The 14,912-nt window shown below is 67.1% G+C and carries 12 protein-coding genes; 5 read left to right on the top strand and 7 right to left on the bottom strand.

Annotated elements, in window-relative coordinates:
• Positions 1-39 precede the first annotated feature (39 nt).
• Complete coding sequence (locus AC1DFU_RS18105) at positions 40-705, top strand: nucleotide-binding protein (RefSeq protein ID WP_441590713.1); 666 nt, start codon at positions 40-42, stop codon at positions 703-705.
• On the opposite strand, the gene AC1DFU_RS18100 is transcribed toward AC1DFU_RS18105, so the two are convergent.
• On the bottom strand, positions 694-1,254 hold the full coding sequence (locus AC1DFU_RS18100) for a GNAT family N-acetyltransferase (RefSeq protein WP_441590711.1): 561 nt from the start codon (positions 1,252-1,254) through the stop codon (positions 694-696). The genes AC1DFU_RS18105 and AC1DFU_RS18100 overlap by 12 nt on opposite strands.
• 206 nt (positions 1,255-1,460) lie before the next feature.
• Between AC1DFU_RS18100 and AC1DFU_RS18095 the strand changes: the two genes are divergently transcribed.
• Complete coding sequence (locus AC1DFU_RS18095; RefSeq protein ID WP_441590709.1) at positions 1,461-2,657, top strand: PepSY-associated TM helix domain-containing protein; 1,197 nt, start codon at positions 1,461-1,463, stop codon at positions 2,655-2,657.
• Between the two features lie 8 nt (positions 2,658-2,665).
• Here the strand turns inward: AC1DFU_RS18095 and AC1DFU_RS18090 are convergent, their stop codons facing one another.
• The 5 genes from AC1DFU_RS18090 to AC1DFU_RS18070 form a co-directional block, all read right to left on the bottom strand.
• Positions 2,666-3,184: a type II toxin-antitoxin system YhaV family toxin gene (locus AC1DFU_RS18090; protein ID WP_092290709.1), complete on the bottom strand. Its 519-nt coding sequence runs from the start codon at positions 3,182-3,184 to the stop codon at positions 2,666-2,668.
• On the bottom strand, positions 3,184-3,537 hold the full coding sequence (locus AC1DFU_RS18085) for a type II toxin-antitoxin system PrlF family antitoxin (RefSeq protein ID WP_441590707.1): 354 nt from the start codon (positions 3,535-3,537) through the stop codon (positions 3,184-3,186). The genes AC1DFU_RS18090 and AC1DFU_RS18085 overlap by 1 nt, the downstream gene beginning before the upstream one ends.
• 129 nt (positions 3,538-3,666) lie before the next feature.
• Positions 3,667-4,509, bottom strand: a complete 843-nt coding sequence (gene panC / locus AC1DFU_RS18080) for a pantoate--beta-alanine ligase (protein ID WP_441590705.1) — start codon at positions 4,507-4,509, stop codon at positions 3,667-3,669.
• A 156-nt stretch (positions 4,510-4,665) separates the two neighbouring features.
• Positions 4,666-5,568: a segregation and condensation protein A gene (locus AC1DFU_RS18075; protein ID WP_092290703.1), complete on the bottom strand. Its 903-nt coding sequence runs from the start codon at positions 5,566-5,568 to the stop codon at positions 4,666-4,668.
• 53 nt (positions 5,569-5,621) lie between these two features.
• Entirely contained in the window at positions 5,622-5,813 is a 192-nt protein-coding gene (locus AC1DFU_RS18070; RefSeq protein ID WP_092290701.1) for a DUF3460 family protein, read from the bottom strand.
• Between the two features lie 342 nt (positions 5,814-6,155).
• Between AC1DFU_RS18070 and AC1DFU_RS18065 the strand changes: the two genes are divergently transcribed.
• The 3 genes from AC1DFU_RS18065 to bamE are packed head-to-tail and all read left to right on the top strand — an operon-like array spanning position 6,156 to position 12,657.
• Positions 6,156-7,919, top strand: coding sequence for an autotransporter assembly complex protein TamA (locus tag AC1DFU_RS18065; RefSeq protein WP_092290699.1), 1,764 nt, complete (start codon positions 6,156-6,158; stop codon positions 7,917-7,919).
• Positions 7,919-12,067, top strand: coding sequence for a translocation/assembly module TamB domain-containing protein (locus AC1DFU_RS18060; RefSeq protein ID WP_441590703.1), 4,149 nt, complete (start codon positions 7,919-7,921; stop codon positions 12,065-12,067). Before AC1DFU_RS18065 ends, AC1DFU_RS18060 begins: the two co-directional genes overlap by 1 nt.
• Before the next feature lie 44 nt (positions 12,068-12,111).
• Positions 12,112-12,657, top strand: a complete 546-nt coding sequence (gene bamE / locus AC1DFU_RS18055) for an outer membrane protein assembly factor BamE domain-containing protein (RefSeq protein ID WP_092290907.1) — start codon at positions 12,112-12,114, stop codon at positions 12,655-12,657.
• A 55-nt stretch (positions 12,658-12,712) separates the two neighbouring features.
• On the opposite strand, the gene metG is transcribed toward bamE, so the two are convergent.
• Positions 12,713-14,791: a methionine--tRNA ligase gene (gene metG / locus AC1DFU_RS18050; protein WP_092290697.1), complete on the bottom strand. Its 2,079-nt coding sequence runs from the start codon at positions 14,789-14,791 to the stop codon at positions 12,713-12,715.
• Positions 14,792-14,912 lie beyond the last annotated feature (121 nt).

The following is a 14,912-nucleotide window of genomic DNA, read 5'->3' as shown; positions in this document are numbered from 1 at the left end:
CCGGTAGACTATCGCAGCCATCGGTTCCTGGAGCTTTTCATGCCGGTAGTCGTGATCGCGAATCCCAAGGGCGGCGTGGGCAAGACCACGCTGGCCACCAATCTGGCGGGCTATTTCGCCCGCCACGGCCATGCCGTGATGCTGGGCGACACGGATCGCCAGCAGTCCTCGCGCGCCTGGCTGGGGCTGCGTCCGGCCGCCGCGCCGCCCATCCGCACCTGGGAAATCAATGGCGATCACATCGCCCGGCCACCCAAGGGCACCACCCACGTGGTGCTGGACACCCCGGCCGGCCTGCACGGCTGGCGCTTCGGCGATGTCATGAAGCTGGCGCACCGCGTGGTGGTGCCGCTGCAGCCGTCGATGTTCGACATCCTCGCCACCCAGGACTTCCTCACCAAGTTGGCCGATGAAAAGCGCGTGCGCCACGGCGAGGTAGCCGTCGGCGTGATCGGCATGCGCGTGGATATGCGCACGCGCGCGGCCGAGCAATTGCAACGATTTGTCGAAGGTCTTGGCTTGCCGGTGCTCGGCTACCTGCGCGATACGCAGAACTACGTGCAACTGGCCGCGCACGGGCTGACGCTGTGGGACGTGGCGCCGTCACGCGTGGCGCGGGATTGGGAGCAGTGGCAGCCGATTTTGCACTGGCTCGATGGGGGTTCGGCGATGCAGCCGGCCGCGCCTTCCCCTTCAGCCGCCTGAACTCCCGGTCAGCCGTCGCAGCAGCGCGTCCACATCGACCCACGTCACCCGGCGGATCGGCACCATCAGGTCGGTGCCGGGGAACGGGTCGTCGAAACTCGCCGATTCCTCGCCGCCCAGCGCCTGGTAGAACGCCCGCGCCTGGGCGTTGCCATCCAGCACATAGAGAAACAGGGGCTTGCCGGGCCATTCGTAGGCCACGCGCGCGGCGCAGTGCGTCATTAGCCGCTTGCCGAGGCCGAAGCCCTGGTAATCGGCCATCACATGGAGGTTGTCGAGGTAGATGCCGTAGCCCGGTTCGGCCAGCGGCATCAGGCAACTGAAGCCGGCCGGCTTGCCGTCCACGCGCAGGATGGTGACGATCAGCGGCGCCTCGGCGTCCTCCAGCATGCGCGCGCGCCAGGTGGCGAGGCGCTCGGCCGGGGCGTGGTCTTCGAGGTATTCGGTGGGAATCAGGCCGCCATAGGCGCGGCGCCAGCTGTCGGTGTGCAGCGCGGCCAGCAGGTCCGCGTCAGCGGCCGTGGCGGGGGCGAGTTCGATATCGGACATGGCAGGGCAGGTGTGGGCAGCGCACGACGGCAACGCCCCCGCACGATCACCGATCTTAACGTGCCACTGTTAGAATCGCGAATTCTTCGCATTTGCATTTGCGGGCTGCCCCACAGATGCCGAGCGATCGCCTCTGGTGTGGTGAATCGGCACGTTATTTAGTGACTGATGCGGCACTCTACAATCCCCAATCCGCCCCTGACACCATGGTCTCCGGCCGTCTTCGTACCGTCTTCCTCAAGCTCCATCTCTATATCGGCCTGACTTTCGGCCTGTTGTTCGTGCTGATGGGCCTGACCGGCACCATGATTGCGTGGCGCGAGGAACTGGACACCTGGCTCAACCCGGACCTGCTCGTGGCGTCCTCGTCGGCGCGGATTCCGGTGGGTGCGGCCACGGTGGAGACGGTGACCGCCAAGCTGATGGCCGACCCGCAGTACGGCAAGCCGAACCTGCTGATGCTGCCCACGCACGAGCACGGCGTGTTCACCGCCTATTACCCGCTCAAGGGGCCCGAGGCCGGGCTGGGGCGCTCCCGGCAGGTGATGATCGATCCGATCACGTTGACCGTGAAGGGTGAGCGGTTCTGGGGCATTCCGGGGCTGTCGCGCCAGCAACTGATGCCGACGCTGTTCCACCTGCATCGCTACCTGCTGAGCGGCGAGACCGGCAAGACCATCACCGGCGTGGGCGGCATGATGCTGCTGATCCTGGTGCTGGTGGGGATCGTGCTGTGGCTGCCGAAGCTGACGGCGCGCGGGCTGAAGCAGTCGGTGCGCATTGCGCACGGCGGCTCGTGGTCGCGCTTCACCTACACGCTGCACCGGGCGGGCGGCATCTTCGTGGCGCCGGTGCTGGCCACCATCGCGTTCTCGGGCTGGTACCTGAATTTGCCGAAGTGGGTCACGCCGATCATCAGTAGCGTGATGACGGTGAGCCCCAACGACAAGCCGCAGTCGGCCACGCCGCCGGCTGGCGTGCACGCGATCACCCCGGCCCAGGCCATGACGGCCGCCCAGCGCGAGTATCCGAACGCGCTGGTCACGCGCATCGGCCTGCCCCGCAAGCCGGGCGATTCCTATGAGATGCGCGTGCGCCAGCCCGGCGAAGTCCGTAACGACAGCGGCTCCACGCGCCTCTGGCTGGACGCTTACACGGGCCAGCGCCTCGGCGCCCGCGACCCGCTGGCTGCGGAAACGCCGTCCGGCGACACCCTCATCACCTGGCTGTACCCGCTGCACTCCGGCGAAGCCTTCGGCACCCCGGGCCGCGCCTTCATCACCGCCTTCGGCCTGATCCCCCTGATCTTCGCCATCACCGGCGTGCTGATCTGGTGGAAACGCCGCAGCGGCCACCGCCGCCATCTGGCGCGGGAACGGGAGAGGATGCTGCGGGCGGGGTGAGCGGGGGGTTAGTTCATCGAGACACTGCGCAGCGGCGTGACGAGGCCAGCAAGCTCTCGCTCGGCCAGTTGCGCCGCGGCCAGCAGGCTGTCCCAGTCGTCGGGCGGATTGCCGTTCGCCAGCATCTTCGCGAACACGCGGTACGCATCGGTCTTGCTTTCGTAGGCGCGCTTGGTGGTCTCGTCGTTGACCCAGCCAAACACGATGACCTTCTGCTGCGCGTTGAAGCGGTAGAACAGCCGGTACTGCTGGAAGAACCGCGCGCGGCACCAGTGCTTGTGCGTGTCGCCCAGCGTCCCCCCGAGCCGGTATTCGGCGTTCGACGGGTCGGACGGAATCCTGTTCATCATCAACTCGAAGATCGCCCTGAGCCGCTTCGCGGCGTTCTTCTGCCGATAGCCTTCCGGATCTTTTCTTGCCAGCCCCTCGACGGTGATGGTCAGCGACGTCAGTTGATCGATGAACAACGGATGGGCGTACAACCGCCACCCGTTGACGACCGGGGTCTCGGTTTGCGGCTCTGCCATCAGTCTTCGTCCGGCAGCGGGGCGTCGAGGTCGATCCCGATTTGACGCGTGAGTTCGTCGATCCGGGCCAGCAGATCCACGCTCAGCGCACGCAGGCGTTCCGGATGCTGGGCGATGTCGCGCTCCAGCAGGTCCAGGAAGGGGGCGAGTGCCGGGTCATGGGATACCGTCGCGCCCGTTGCTCGCTGCATGACGACTTCGCCACTTGGCCGCACCACGTAACGGATCTTGTCGCGGCGCTCAAGTTTCAACGCGCGCCGGATGACGTCGGGCACGGTGGTCTGGAATCGGTCGGTCAGCGACGATTCCGCCTCGACAACGGCCTCCTCGGGCGCGTGGTACACGAGCGGCATGGTGGAACTCCTCAACACAATGCCGTCATGGTAATGCAAGTGCATTACCTGAGCAATGCAAATGCATTACCGATGGGCCGAAAAAAAGCCCGCGCAGCGACGGGCTTTTTGCAGCGAGACGCTGAAACCTCAAATCTCGAGGTTATCGATCAACCGCGTCGCGCCCAGTTTGGCGGCGGTCAGCACGACCAGCGGTTCGCCGGCGGCGAATTCCTCGCGGGTGGGGGCTTGCAGGTTTTCGCGTTTGCGGATGGACACGTAGTCGGGCTTCCAGCCGCGCGCGGCCAGCTTGGTGACGGCATCGGCTTCCACCTGGAGCAGGTCGACCTTGTCGCCCGCGAGTACCGTATCCCGCACCTCATGGAGAGACTTATAGAGCATCGGTGCTTCGGCGCGCTCGGTCTCGGTCAGGTAGCGGTTGCGCGACGACAGCGCGAGCCCGTCCTCGGCGCGGATGGTTTCCGCCGGGATGATGTCGATCGGCAGCGCGAACTGCTTGACCATGCGGCGCACGATCATCAGCTGCTGGTAATCCTTCTTGCCGAACACGGCTACGCGCGGTTGGGCGCACGAGAACAGCTTCATCACCACCGTGCACACGCCCTTGAAGAAGCCGGGGCGGAACTCGCCTTCGAGGATGTCGCCCAGGTCGTGCGGCGGCTCCACGCGGTATTCCTGCGGCTCCGGGTACATGTCGCGCTCGGTGGGCGCGAACAGCACGTAGACGCCTTCCCTCTGCAGCTTTTCGATGTCGTCCTGCAGCGTGCGCGGGTACTTGTCGAAGTCCTCGTTCGGGCCGAACTGCAGCCGGTTGACGAAGATCGATGCCACCACCGGGTCGCCATGCTGGCGGGCCAGGCGCATCAGCGACAGGTGGCCTTCATGCAGGTTGCCCATGGTGGGGACAAACGCCGCGCGATTCTGCCCGCGCAACTGGTCCCGCAGCTCTTGGATAGAGGAAATGACTTTCATGTACGTGGTGTGCTGTCGTGGTAGGAGAGCGCCCGGGTGCGTGCCCGGGGTGCACCGGCTCTTGAAATCGCTGAAACGGGGGATGGCCGGTTGTCGGCGGATTGTAGAGCATCCGCGCCATTCGAAATGCCGCCTCGGCGGCTTGACCCGTGGGAATCAGGTCGGCGTGTACGTCAATCGCACATAAATTGGTGCGAACGGCTCGGCCTGCGTGATCTCGACGAGGGCCTCGCGGGACAGTTCCAGCATGGCGATGAAGTTCACCACCACCACCGGCACGCCCTTGCCGGAGCGGATGGCGTCGTCGAACAGTTCGGTGAACTCCATGAACCTGGAGTGCTGCAAACGCCGCAGGATCTGGCTCATGTGCTCGCGCACGGAGAGTTCCTCGCGCGAGATCTTGTGATGCTGGTTGAGCTTGGCGCGCCGGAGCACGTCAGCCCAGGCGGACTGCAGGTCAATCGTTTCCACGTCCGGGAAACGCGGCGACAGGCTCTGCTCGATATAGACCTGCGAGCGCAGGAAGTCGCGGCCGAGTTGCGGGACGGTGTCCAGCCGCTGCGCGGCCAGCTTCATCTGCTCGTATTCGAGCAGGCGGCGGACCAGTTCGGCGCGGGGATCCTCGGCTTCGTCGTCGCTGTCGGCCTTCTTCACCGGCAGCAGCATGCGCGACTTGATCTCGATCAGCATCGCGGCCATCAGCAGGTATTCGGCAGCCAGCTCGAGGTTGGTCTTGCGGATCTGCTCGATGTACAGAAGATACTGACGCGTCACCTGGGACATCGGAATGTCCAGCACGTTGAAGTTCTGCCTGCGGATCAGGTACAGCAAGAGGTCCAGCGGCCCTTCGAATGCTTCCAGGAAGATCTCGAGCGCGTCGGGCGGGATGTAGAGGTCCTGCGGCAGCTTGAACAGCGGCTCGCCGTACAGGCGCGCGAAGGCCATGCCGTCGACCATGTCGCCGGGGCTGGTCGAGGCCGCACCGCCGGCAGGGGCCACGGTTGGCAGCTCCACGGGCAGCGTCAGCTTTTCCTGCGCGTCTTTCTCGCTCGGATGCATCCGGGTCAGGTCGGGTTCGGGATCGGGCGGGCCGGGATCGGGCTCAATCGGGCTTAGTTGCCCGACGAGTACACGTACGGCTTCTGGGCCACGCGCGAGTCGTTGGCGCGGGCGCGTTCCTCGAGGTCGATCGGGGTCTTGTCCCACAGCAGGGCGCGGCCTTCACGCTGCTCGGCTTCAAGGGCAGGGCGTTCCTGCTTCAGCGTCTTGATGAACTGGGTGATTTCCGATTCGTACATGGCCATGATGAAACTCGCCGCCCGGTGGCGGAGTGGGGGAATAGTGGGGCACGATTTTACCGTATCGGCGACCGGGCAAGGAGGAATCGGCGGACGATGTCTGGGGCGCGAACCGGGAAGCGGCCCCGGGCGCCGGTTTCCGGTGTAATTTGACGCGATTCCGGCGTCGGACGCGGGGCCGGGTGTGGTCAAATAGCGACTTTGCCGGATCGACACGGACGGATGAGGATCGACTTGGGTCACGTGGCCACAAGGAGCGCCGCAAGCCGGGCGTTGCAATGCCCCCCACAGCCCCCCCAAGCCGGGGACGGTTGCCGCGCGCGCCTGCGCCGGGCAGGGCTGGCCCTGATGCTCGGGCTGGCCGGGCTGCTGATCCAGCTGCTGGCGTCCGAGGCGCTGGCCGCCCGCGCTGCCTACAAGGTGGAGATCGAGGCCCCCAAGGTCCTCAAGGACATCCTCGAGGAACACCTCGACCTCGCGCGCTACACCACCCGCACCGACATTTCCGAAGACCAGTTCGCCTACATGGTGGAAACTGTGGGCGAGCAGGTGCGCCAGTTCGCCTCCACCGAGGGCTGGTTCGATCCCGAAACCAAGGCCACCGTGACCGGCGAGGGCGACAGCCGCGTGGTCCATATCAGCGTGGACGCCGGTGCGCGCACGCTGATCCGGCGCGTGGACCTGGAGGTGACCGGCCCGGCCGCCACGCAGAACCCGCAGCAGGTGAACGAGATGCGCGCCAAGTGGGGCCTGCCCGTGGGCGACCCGTTCCGCCAGGCAGACTGGGACAAGGCCAAGGAAGACGCGCTGGTCGCCCTGCAAAGCCATACCTACTATGGCGCGAAGCAGACGGCGTCGCGCGCGCGGGTGGAGCCGGACGAGCATGCCGCCGATTTGTCGGCGCGCTTCGAGAGCGGGCCGGCCTACGTGCTCGGGCCGCTCGAGGTGGAGGGCACGCGCCGCTATCCCGAACAGATCGTCCGCAACGTGAACCCGCTCCGCGAGGGCGAGCCATACCGCGTAGAGCGGCTGCTGGAGTTGCAGCGGGCGATCCAGAACCAGCCGTACTTCTCCAATGTGCAGGTGGATCTGGCCGAGCCGACGCCGGCCGAATCGGCCGAGGCCGCCGCGAAGGACGAGACCGTGGTGGCGCCCGTGAAGGTGCGCGTGCGGGAATATCCGACGCACCGCGTCAGTTCCGGTGTCGGCTTCACCACCGATACCGGCGCGCAGGTGGAAGGCCGCTACTCGTACTACAACCTGTTCAACCGCGCGTGGGTGCTCGACACCCAGGCGCGCATCGAGCAGAAGCGCCAGTACGGCTTTATCGAGGCGGCCATGCCGCCGGACTCGCATACCTACCGCAACAGCATCTACAGCAGCTACGAGCGCACGATCGACATCGAGAGTACCGACCTGACCAGCTGGCGCGCCGGCCTCAAGCGCTCGCGCTCGCGCGAGAAGTACGACACCACCGTGTCGCTCGATTTCTACTACGACAACCTCGTGCCGTTCGGCCAGCCGGAGCAGATCTCGAAGGCGCTCGTGCCGGCCTTCGCCTGGACCCGCCGCGACGTGGACAACCCCGTGTTCCCGCGCCGGGGCAACGTCATCAGCACGCAGATCGGGGTGGCGGCCAAGAATATCCTGAGCGATGCCACCTTCCTGCGCATGTATGGCCGGATTCGCCAGTACGTGCCAGTGGGCAACCGCGACCTGTTCATCGCCCGGCTGGAACTGGGTGCCAATATGACCTCGGCCGATCCGGCGCTGATTCCGGCCTCGCTGCGCTTCCGCGCGGGCGGTACCGATTCCATCCGCGGCTACAGCTACCAGTCGATCGGCACGCCGAACGGCGCCAGCGTGCTGCCGGCGCGCTTCCTGGGCACCGGCAGCCTGGAATACCAGTACTGGTTCAAGCCCGAATGGGGCGTGGCGGCGTTCTGGGACATGGGCACGGCCACCAACGACCTGCACGGCGTGAAGCTCTATCACGGCGTGGGCGTGGGCGCGCGCTGGCGCAGTCCGGTGGGCCCGGTGCAGCTGGACATCGCCTATGGCATCCAGCAGAACCAGTTCCGGCCGCATATCTCGCTTGGGGTGGCGTTCTGATGCATATGGACATGCCACCCGTGCCCCGCCGCAATGAAGATGAACCGCGCGCGCCGCGCCCCCCCCGTCCAATACGCCGCCGCGTCTGGCGAGTGCTCGGCTGGACGCTGGCCGTACTGCTGGCGCTGCTGATCGCCGCCATCGCCACCGCCGTGGTGGCGCTGCGCACCGAGGCCGGCACGCGCCAGCTCTGGACGCTGGCCACGCGCTTCTCCGCCGGCATGCTGGCCGGCACGTTCGAGGGCGGCACGGTCGTCAGCGGCCTGCGGCTGCGCGATGTGGTCTACGCCAGCGGCGACACGCGCGTCAGCATCGACAAGATCGATAGCCGCTGGAGTGCGACGTGGTCGCCGGCGCGCCTGCATGTGGAATGGCTGCGCCTGGGCAAGATCGACGTGCGCCTGCCGCCGTCCGCGCCCACGCCGGACACCGGGCCGGCGCAGATGCCCAAGTCGCTGGAGTTGCCGCTGGCCATCGACGTCGACACGCTGACGATTGCCGAACTGTCGCTGCTGCAGGGCCCGCCCGCAACGGCCACGCCGCAGGTGTTTTCCGATCTTGCCGGCGCGCTCCATTCCGATGGCATGCGTCACCGCGTGGTGGTGGACAAGCTCGTCACGCCGTACGGCAAGCTGCAGGCCAACGCCCAGATTGCCGGGCAGGCGCCGTTCGCGCTCTCCGCCGAGGCGCTGCTGGAGGGCCATTGGCAGGACGAATCGTTCGCCGTATCGGCCACGGCCAACGGCGCGCTGGACGCCCTGCGCGCCGAGGCGGAAGCCACCGGCGACCGCATCCGCGCGCGGGCCGGCATCGACGTGACGCCGTTCGGCAAGGTGCCGTTCACCCACCTGCTGATCGATGGGGACCGGATCAACCCGCGCCTGTTCAGCCCCACGGCGCCGCAGGCCAACCTGACCGTGCATGCCGAGCTGCGCCCCGTGGAAGCGGTGGCACCGCCGCCGCAGATCGCCCAGCCGGCGCCGGGGCAGTCCACGGCGAGTGCGGTGGCGGCGGCTTCGGCGGCATCGGCCTCCGCGCCGGTGCCACAGCCGGCGCCGCGCACGCGCAACCCGCTGGCCGTGGCTGGCGAGGTCACCGTGCGCAACCTCGATCCCGGCCCCATCGACAAGGAACGGCTGCCGGTGCACAGCGTGCGGGCGCGCGTGGAGGTCAGCGAGATGGCCCAGACGCTGCGCGACCTGCGCATCGCGCTGCCGGGCAAGGCCGAGATCGTCGGGCAGGGTGCGCTGCACGACGGACGCGGCGGCTTCGACCTCGACGTGCACCGGCTCAACGCGGCCGATCTGTATACAACGCTGGTGCCGACCAATCTCTCCGGGCCGGTGATCCTGCGGCTGGAGCCGGGCCGCCAGAGCGTGGCGCTGGACCTGGCCGGCGGCGAACTGAAGCTGTTTGCCGATGCGCGCGTGGACGAAGACGCCGTGACGCTGTCCGCGCTGCGCGCCGGGCTGGGCGCCGGCACGCTGACCGCCGAGGGCAAGCTCGGCCTCAAGGACACCCAGCCGTTCAGCTTCAAGGGCAAGCTGGCCAATTTCGATCCGGCGCGGCTGGCCAAGGTGGCGCCGGGCCGCATCAATGCCGATTTCTCGACCACGGGCTCGCTGGCCAAGGTGCTCAGGGTGGCGCTCGATTTCGGTCTGCACGAGAGCGAGTACGCCGGGCTGCCGATGACCGGCACCGGCAAGATCCGGCTTGAGGGCGGGCGGCTGCTGCCCAGCGAGGCGTCCCTGCTGATGGCCGGCAATCAGGTCAACCTGCGCGGCAGCTTCGGCGCGCGCGGCGACCGGCTCAAGGTCAATGTCGATGCCCCGCAACTGGAGCGCCTCAAGTTCGGCGTGGCCGGGCGCGCCAAGCTGGACGCCGAGGTCACCGGCACGCTCAAGCGTCCCGAGGTGGTGGGCGACTACAGCGCGCAGGCGCTGGTGATCGGCCCGCACAAGGTGGCCAGCGCCAGCGGGCATGCCGAACTGCGCGGCGGCCTGGACGGCACCGTGTCCGTGCAACTCGCCGCGCGCGACTATCAGGGGCCGCAGGCCACCGTCCATACGCTCGATGCCAACCTGAGCGGCACGCAGGGCAATCACACCTTCGACGCCAAGGCGGCCGGCACGGTGAACCGCCAGCCGATGCAGCTGACGCTGGCTGGCCAGGGCGCGTGGCAAGGTGACAAGGGCTGGAACGGCACCATCCGCACGCTCGACTTGCGCGGCACGACCATCGTGCGGCTGGCGGCGCCGACGCAGCTGCTGGTGGCGGACCAGCACATCCGGCTCGGGCAGGCGCGGCTGTTGTTCGAGCGCGCCACGGCCAACATCGACGGATTCGAGTTCGACCATGGCCGCATCCGCACGCAGGGCAATCTCGATGGGGTCGAGGTGGCCAATATCTTGAAACTGATGCAAACGCTGACCGGGGAGCCGCCGCCGCTGCGCTCGGACCTCGTGCTGGACGGCCGCTGGAACCTGAACCTGGCCGAGACGGCGACCGGGTTTGCCGAGATCCGCCGGCGCAGTGGCGACGCCTCGATCAGCGCCGGGCGGGGCTGGACCACGCTGGGGCTGGGCGAGACCGCGCTGCGCGCCGAGTTCGTTGGCAACCGGGTCACGTTGCGCGGCGGCACCACGGCGGCACGGATCGGCAAGATCGACGTCGATGCGTCGGCAGGGCTGGTGCAGGAGCAGGGGCTGCTGACGGTGGGGCCGGCTTCGACGCTGGCCGGCACAGTGTCGGCGGACATCCCCCGGTTGAAGTCGCTGGAATCCCTGACCGGCCCGCAGTACGCGTTCGAGGGCAAGCTGGCCGCCGCGATGCGGCTCGGCGGCACGGTCGGCAATCCGCTGCTGACCGGCACCCTGGACGGCAGCGAGATCGCCGTGACGCTGTATGACCAGGGTATCCGCCTGACCGACGGCGTGGTCCATATCGTGCTCGACCAGAACACGGTGGAAATGAAGGAAGTGCGATTCCGGGGCGGAGACGGCACGCTGGTGGCTACCGGCAACGTCAAGCTGGGCGAGACCGACCCGAACCTCACCGCCAAGATCGTGGCCGACAAGCTCCAGCTATTTGCCAGCCCCGAGCGCACGCTGATCGTCTCGGGCGAGGCCGGCATCGCCAACGAGAACAAACAGATTGCGATACGCGGCAAGTTCCGCGTCGATCGTGGCCTGTTCGACCTGCCCAAGTCCGGCGCGCCGGTGCTCGGCGACGACGTGGTGGTGGTGCGCCGCAGCGACCAGCGCGAACTCAAGACCGCCGCCACGCCGGTGGTGCCCGAGTCCCAGCCGGCAAGCCGCTTCAGCCCGCTGATCGACGTCACCGTGGATCTGGGCGACGACTTCCGCTTCCGGGGCGCCGGCGCGGACATCAAGCTCGCGGGCCAGCTCGGCGTGAAGAGCGAGCCGCTGGCGCCGATGCGCGCCACGGGAACGGTGCGCGTGGTGGATGGCACGTACGAGGCGTTCGGCCGCAAGCTCAACATCGAGCGCGGCATCATCAACTTCAACGGGCCGATCGACAATCCGAACATCAACATCCGCGCCATGCGCCGCAACCAGGAGGTGGAGGCGGGCGTGGAGGTTACCGGCACGGTGCGGATTCCGCGCGTGCGGCTGGTGTCGGAGCCGAATGTGCCGGAGGAAGACAAGCTGTCTTGGCTGATGTTCGGCTACGGCGCGGAGAGCGCCGGGGCGGGCCAGCAGCGGCAGTTGAGCGGCGGCGCGCTCGGTGGCGCGGCGCTGGGCATGATCGGCGGCCGGGCGGGGAAGGGCATCGTCTCGCACCTCGGCATCGACGAATTCTCGATCGGGCCGTCCACGGCGGGCCTGAACGACCAGCAGGTGGTCAGCGTCGGCAAGGCCGTGACCGAGCAGATCTCCGTGGGCTACGAGCAGAGCCTGACGTCGGCGTCGAACGTGGTGAAGCTGACCTGGGCGTTCTCGCGCCGCTGGTCGCTGATTGCCAAGGGCGGGTCGATCAACGGGCTGTCGGTGCTTTTCAACCGCCGCTTCAATAACTGGAGTAGCCTGTTTGCCGCCGAACCACCGCGCCGGTCCACGGCTGCCGACGCTGGCACCGCGTCGGCCAGCGAGCCGGCCGGCGACCCTGTGGAAGCCATCAAGCGATAACCACCATGACCTTCACTTACGCGTCGCGCAGACGCCTTGCCACCATGGGACTGATTGCCTCCTTGCTTGCGCTGGTCGGCTGCGACCAGCAGAAAGTGGACGAAGCGATGAAAAAGGCCGGCAACGTGGCCCGCGACACGTGGAACAGCGTGAAGCCGGACAGCCAGCTATTCAAGGGCATCGAGATCGGCAAATCGACCGAGGATGACGTGCGCCGCCAGGCCGGCAAGCCCGAGATCGTGTGGGAGGAGGCCGATGGCGGCAAGCGGCTAGAGTACCCGCGCGGGCCCGAGGGCGTGACCACGTGGATGGTGACCACCGCGCCGGACGGCACCGTGCGCACCATCGAACAGGTGCTGACGGCCGAGAACTTCCAGCGCGTGCGCCCCGGCATGAGCCAGGACGGCATCCGGCGCATGCTCGGCAAGCCGACCAAGGTGGAGGCGTTCGCGCTGAAGCAGGAGGAGGTGTGGGGCTATCGCTGGCAGGAGTCGCCCGCGGACCGGGCGTTCTTCAACGTCCACTTCAACAGCCAGGGCGTGGTGACCACCACGTCACGCAGCGACGACCCGTCGCGGCAGGGGGGATGAAGTCTTTTCTCCCCTCTCCATTGGGAAGAGGGGAGCGAACACACGGTAGGCGAACTTAGCCGATCCGCATGCCCGGTACCGCGCCGCTGTGCGGTTCCAGGATGTACAGGCCCGGATTGGCCTTCTCGTCGGCCGCCGAGGCTGCCAGCACCATGCCTTCGGACATGCCGAACTTCATCTTGCGCGGCGCCAGGTTGGCCACCATCACGGTCAGCTTGCCCACCAGCTGCTCCGGCGTGTAGGCCGACTGGATGCCCGAGAACACGTTGCGGGTCTTGCCTTCGCCCACGTCCAGCGTCAGTTGCAGCAGCTTGCTGGAGCCTTCCACCTTCTCGCACGCCACGATCTTCGCCACGCGCAGGTCGATCTTCGCGAAATCATCGATCGTGATGGTGTCGCCGATCGGCTCGATGCCGGCCGGGGCGCCTTGGGCACCATCAGCGCCAGCCGGGGCGGCGGTGGCCTGGAGCGAGTCGCGGTTGGCAGCCACCAGCGCCTCGATCTGCTTGGTGTCGACGCGGGTCATCAGGTGGGCGTACGGCTGCACCGGACGGTCGGCCGACAGTTGCTTGTCGATGGCTCGCCAGTCCAGCGGCTCGATGTTCAGGAAGCGCTCCACGCCGGCGGCCATGGCCGGCACCACGGGCTTCAGGTAGACCGTCAGCAGGCGGAAGGCTTCGAGCGAGACCGAGCAGGCTGCGTGCAGCGCATCGCGCTTCGCCTCGTCCTTGGCCAGCTCCCACGGCTTGTTGGCGTCCACGAAGCCGTTCACGGCATCGGTCAGCTCCATCACCAGGCGCAGTGCCTTGCTGTACTCGCGGCCCTCGTAGAAGGCGGCGAGCTGCGGCGCGGCCTGGCGCAGCTGCACCAGCAGCGGGTTGCCGAGCGCGGCCTCGTTGACCTTGCCGTCGAAGCGCTTGACCAGGAAGCCCGCCGCACGGCTGGCGATGTTCACGTACTTGCCGATCAGGTCGCTGTTCACGCGGGCGACGAAGTCGTCCAGGTTCAGGTCCAGGTCTTCCATGCTCGCGTTGAGCTTCGCCGCGAAGTAGTAGCGCAGCCATTCCGGGTTCATGCCGGTGTCGATATAGCTCTGCGCGGTGATGAAGGTGCCGCGCGACTTGCTCATCTTGGCGCCATCCACCGTCAGGAAGCCGTGCGCGAAGACGTTGGTCGGCGTGCGGTAGCCCGAGAAACGCAGCATGGCCGGCCAGAACAGCGTGTGGAAGTACAGGATGTCCTTGCCGATGAAGTGGTACTGCTCGGCGGTGGAGTGCGGGCCGACCCAGGCGTCGAAGTCGATGCCCTTCTTTTCCGCCAGGTTCTTGAAGCTGGCGTAGTAGCCGATCGGGGCGTCCAGCCAGACGTAGAAGTACTTGCCCGGGGCACCCGGGATCTCGAAGCCGAAGTACGGGGCGTCACGCGAGATGTCCCAGTCGCTCAGCGTGGAGGCCTCGCCTTCGCCGCCCAGCCATTCCTGCATCTTGTTGGCGGCTTCCGGCTGAGCCAGGTCGGCCACCCACTCGCGCAGGAAGCTCTCGCAGCGCGGATCGGACAGCTTGAAGAAGAAGTGCGTCGACGTCTTGCGCACCGGCGTGGCACCGGAGACCACCGAATACGGGTTCTTCAGGTCGGTCGGCACGTAAGTTGTGCCGCATACTTCACATGAATCGCCATATTGGTCCTTGGCGCCGCACTTCGGGCACTCGCCCTTGATGAAGCGGTCCGGCAGGAACATGTTCTTGACGGGGTCGTAGAACTGCTCCACCTCGCGCTCGGCGATCAGGTCCTCGGCCTTCAGGGCCAGGTAGATCTTCTCGCAGAGCTGGCGGTTTTCCTCGGCGTCGGTGCTGTAGTAGTTGTCGAAAGAGACCAGGAAGCTGTCGAAATCGCGCTTGTGCTCGGTCCAGACGCGGTCGATCAGCTGTTTCGGGCTGATGCCTTCCTTCTCGGCGCGCAGCATGACCGGCGTGCCATGGGTGTCGTCGGCGCCCACGTAATAGACCTCGTTGCCCATCATGCGCTGGAACCGGACCCAGATGTCGGTCTGGATGTATTCCACCAGATGGCCGATGTGGATCTGGCCGTTGGCGTACGGCAGGGCGGATGTGACGAGGATGCGACGTGCGGTCATGAAGGAGGCCGGGGAATGATGATGAGGTCCGGCGGGCCGCCGGAGGGCGGGCGCGAGGACGGAAAGCGGCTATTTTAGCAAGCGGGGCGCCGGCGCGTCCGGAATCGGCATTGCAAACCGT

The sequence above is a fragment of the Cupriavidus sp. 10L45 genome (assembly GCF_056395225.1).
Note: the sequence above shows the minus strand (reverse complement) of the source record. Positions and strands in the feature narration are given on the sequence as shown.